The 3,895-nt window shown below is 74.8% G+C and carries 4 protein-coding genes and 1 pseudogene; 1 reads left to right on the top strand and 4 read right to left on the bottom strand.

Going from position 1 to position 3,895, the window contains the following annotated elements:
- Positions 1–402 (top strand): annotated as a pseudogene (locus G5C62_RS25910) (D-alanyl-D-alanine carboxypeptidase); the annotation flags it as partial.
- Here G5C62_RS25910 and G5C62_RS25905 read toward each other — a convergent pair.
- The 4 genes from G5C62_RS25905 to G5C62_RS25890 form a co-directional block, all read right to left on the bottom strand.
- Complete coding sequence (locus tag G5C62_RS25905) at positions 329–1,456, bottom strand: YihY/virulence factor BrkB family protein (protein WP_164703266.1); 1,128 nt, start codon at positions 1,454–1,456, stop codon at positions 329–331. The pseudogene G5C62_RS25910 and the gene G5C62_RS25905 sit on opposite strands and share 74 nt — an antisense overlap.
- 67 nt (positions 1,457–1,523) lie before the next feature.
- The gene (locus G5C62_RS25900) at positions 1,524–2,120 is read right to left on the bottom strand and encodes a 2'-5' RNA ligase family protein (protein ID WP_052091081.1); all 597 of its coding nucleotides are present in this window, start codon (positions 2,118–2,120) and stop codon (positions 1,524–1,526) included.
- The gene (trpS, locus tag G5C62_RS25895) at positions 2,117–3,133 is read right to left on the bottom strand and encodes a tryptophan--tRNA ligase (protein ID WP_241176143.1); all 1,017 of its coding nucleotides are present in this window, start codon (positions 3,131–3,133) and stop codon (positions 2,117–2,119) included. The genes G5C62_RS25900 and trpS overlap by 4 nt, the downstream gene beginning before the upstream one ends.
- Positions 3,134–3,169: 36 nt before the next feature.
- A partial coding sequence (locus G5C62_RS25890; RefSeq protein WP_164703264.1) for an aminotransferase class I/II-fold pyridoxal phosphate-dependent enzyme occupies positions 3,170–3,895 on the bottom strand: 726 nt, incomplete at its 5' end.

Here is a 3,895-nt window from a genome sequence, read left to right as displayed (position 1 = left end):
CAGGCCGAGCGACGCCCGGTGCACGAGCTGGAGCAGGCCCGGCGGCTGCTGGACTGGGGCTTCGCCGTCCCGGCCGACGCCGAGCCCGTCGGCCGGCTGGTCGAGCCGGGTGAGGTCGCCGCCGCGATGGAGGCCGCGGAGGCCGCCGAGCAGATGGCGGCCGAGAAGACGGCGGCGATGGCGGCGGCCCCTGCCGGGACCGCGGCCGCCACCCCGGACACCCGAGCCGGCACGGGCTCCGTGGCAGCTCCCGGCTCCGCGACGAGCACCGCACCCCTCGTGCCCGCCGGGCTGGCGGCCGGCGCACTGGTCATAGTGGCGGCCACGGTCATCGGCCGGCGTCGGGCGGTGCGTCGGGTCGCAGCGCCCGAGTCCGCCCCCGCTCTGCACGACGGGCGATGAGCCGCTGCAGCACCCGGCCCGCGGTCACGCCGACGACCGCGCCGGCCCCCAGCAGGGCGACGGCGAGCCGACCCGGGGACGGGCTCGCCGCCCGCTCGTCGACCCGCGCGATGTCCGGCAGCGGCGTCGGCCCCGGTGGTCCGTGCGGGACGCGCGTGTCGGCGTGCTCGATGGCGGGGAGCGTCGCCGTCCAGCACGCGGTGAAGAAGGCGAACCGGCAGACCACGTTGATCCAGACGATCAGGCCGACCAGACCGCCGAACGTCGAGGCGGTCACGTTGCCCCCGATGGCCGTCAGGTAGAGGCCGCCGACCAGCTTCAGCGCCTCGAAGCCCACGGCGCCGAAGAACGCGCCGGGCATCAGCTGCCGGTAGCCGAACGGGGTGCCCGGCACCCCCCTGAGCAGCCACAGGAACAGCAGGACGTCCCCGGCGACGGCCAGCACGATCGGCAGCGCCCGGGCGAGCAGGAAGAAGCCGGGCGCCTCGTCGACCTCGGTCAGGCCGAACACCCGGCCGGCGATGTTCGACGCACCGGTGGTGAGCGCGATGCTGAGCGCGCCCGCGACGCCGAACCAGAACAGCGACAGCAGGTCCCTGGCCCGGTCGGCCAGGAACTGCGGCGGGTCCGCCCGACCCCGCCAGACGATGTCCATGCCGATGCGCAGCTTGTCCATGGCGGCCAACCCGATGAAGACCACGCCGAACAGGCCGACCACACCGAAGGTGGTGGCGCTGTCGACGGCCGTGGTGACGGTGTCCGCCAGGCTGTCCCCCGTCTCCCCGGGCACCGCGTCCCGGAGGGCCTCGAGGAGCTGGTCCTGCAGCAGCGGGTTGCCCCGCAGGACCAGCCCGGCGACCGCCACGAGCAGCAGGGTCACCGGCGCCAGGGCGAGGAAGACGTAGTACGTCACCCCGGAGGCCATCAACGTGGCGTGCACCCGGATGTAGCGCCGGCCGGCGCGGATCAGGTGGTCCAGCCAGGAGCGCCGGGCCCGCTGGCGCCGCAGGGACCGCTTCGCCGCACCGGCCGCACGGCTGACGGGGTTGGTCACCGGAGCCAGTCTGGGTGTGGCCCAGCGACTCCGCGCGGCAGCGGGCAGGGCCCGCCGCGGCCGCTGGTCAGTGCGGCGGACCGGACAGCGGGTACTCGCGGGAGACGGCCCACGCCCCACCGGGCAGCTGCTCGAACTCGGTGAAGCTGCCGACCCGGAACTCCGCGTGCACGTCGGCCAGGCCGGCGTAGGCCATGTCCAGCATGTCGGCGGGCACGTCGTGGGCCACGGTGACGTGCGGGTGGTACGGGAAGCTCAACGGCCGGGCCAGCGGCCCGGTCCGGACGTCGGTCGCGATCAGCTCGCAGTCGGCGATGCCCAGCGCGACCGCCACGAACACCACCTCCGAGATCGGGCGGAAGGTGCCCGTACCCGACAGGTGCATGTCGAACGGGGGGTGCTGGGCGGCCACCCGGGAGAGGTGCTCGGTGATCGCCGGGCGGGTGCCGGTCGGCACCTCGGTGGGCGGCAGCAGCGTCACGTGCGGAGGCACCAGGGTGGCCTGCGGGTCACCGCACTTGCCCCGCCACTCGACCAGCAGCTGCGCCCAGGGCTCGGGGACCGACACCACGACGCCGAGGACGGCGGTGTCCGGCGACGACTCCGAGCCGGCGTCGAGCCGGTGCACGAAGGTGTCGTCGGCGCGGAGCGGCCGGTCCCTCACGTCGGTGCCCCGACGGCGGGCAGGAAGCCGACCCGCTCGTAGACCGTCGCCAGCGTGCGGGCCGCGACCTCACGGGCCCCGGCGGCCCCGGCGGCGAGCACCCGCTCCAGCTCGGCGGGGTCGGCCAGGAGCTCGGCGGTGCGCTGCTGGATCGGGGCCAGGGCGTCGGTGACGACCTCGGCGAGCTCCTTCTTCAGGTCGCCGTAGCCACGACCGGCGAAGTGCTCCTCCAGCTCGGCGGTGCTCTGCCCGGACAGCGCCGAGTGGATGGCCAGCAGGTTGGTCACCCCGGGCTTGGCCACCGGGTCGGCGACCACCTCGCGGCCGGTGTCGGTGACCGCCGAGCGGATCCGCTTCGCGGTCACCTTCGGGTCGTCCAGCAGGTTCACACACCCGGCCGGCGGGAGGCTCTTGCTCATCTTCTTGTCCGGCGACTGCAGGTCCAGCACCTTGGCCGCACCCGGCGGCACGTAGGCCTCCGGGAGGACGAAGGTGTCGCCGTACCGGCCGTTGAACCGGGTCGCCAGGTCACGGGTGAGCTCGAGGTGCTGACGCTGGTCCTCGCCCACCGGCACCCGGGCGGCCTGGTAGAGCAGGATGTCGGCGGCCTGCAGCACCGGGTAGGTGAACAGCCCGACCGACGTCGTCCCGGCGCCCTCGCGGCTGCTCTTGTCCTTGAACTGGGTCATCCGGCCGGCCTCGCCGAACCCGGTGAGGCACTGCAGCACCCAGGCCAGCTGGGCGTGCTCGGGGACGTGGCTCTGCACGAACAGCGTGCTGCGCGACGGGTCGACGCCCAACGCCAGCAACTGCGCCGCCGACACCAGCGTGCGCCGGCGCAGGACCGCCGGGTCGGGCTGCTCCGCCGTGATCGCGTGCAGGTCGACGACGCAGTAGAACGCGTCGTGGTCGTCCTGGAGGGCGACCCACTGCCGCAGTGCACCCAGGAAGTTGCCGAGGTGGAAGGAGTCCGCCGTCGGCTGGATGCCGGACAGCACGCGGGGAGCAGGCACGCCCTCCATCGAACCACGCGGCCCGCGAGCGCTCGCTCAGGCTCCGGCAGCACCCACCGGTGCGCTGGTCAGGACGTCGTCCAGCGCGGCGAGGAAGACGTCGTCCTCCTCGGGGATGCCGACGGTCACGCGGACCCCCTCACCGGCGAACGGCCGGGTGATCACCGCGCGGGCCTCGAGCGCAGCGGCGACCTCGGCGGCCCGCTCCCCCAGCGGCAGCCACACGAAGTTGGCCTGGCTGTCGGCCACCGGCAGCCCGCGCTCGCGCAGCGCACCGGTGAGCCGGGCGCGCTCGGTGGCGACGGCGGCGCAGCGCTCGCGCACCTCGGGCTCACTGGCCAGCGCCGCGACCGCCGCGGCCTGGGCGAGGGAGGAGACGCTGAACGGCACCTGGGTGCGGCGGACGGCGTCGGCCACGGCCGGGTCCTCGGCGAGCAGGTAGCCCACCCGCAGGCCGGCCAGGCCCCAGGCCTTGGAGAACGTCCGCAGCACGGCGACGTTGGGCCGACCGCGCATCAGCTCGACCCCGTCGGGGACGTCGGGGTCGGTGACGAACTCCCGGTAGGCCTCGTCCAGCACGACCAGCGTCTGCGCCGGGACGGCGTCCAGGAAGCGCTCGAGCTCGGGGCGCCGCACCGCCGTCCCGGTCGGGTTGTTCGGGTTGCAGACGAAGACCACCCGGGTCGTGTCGTCGATCGCCGCGGCCAGCCCGTCCAGGTCGTGGGTGTCCGCGGCCCCGCCGGGCGTGCCCGGGACGAGCGG

The organism is Modestobacter sp. KNN46-3, from assembly GCF_011039295.1.
The sequence above is the reverse complement of the archived record's forward strand: the minus strand, read 5'-3'. Positions and strand labels throughout refer to the sequence as shown.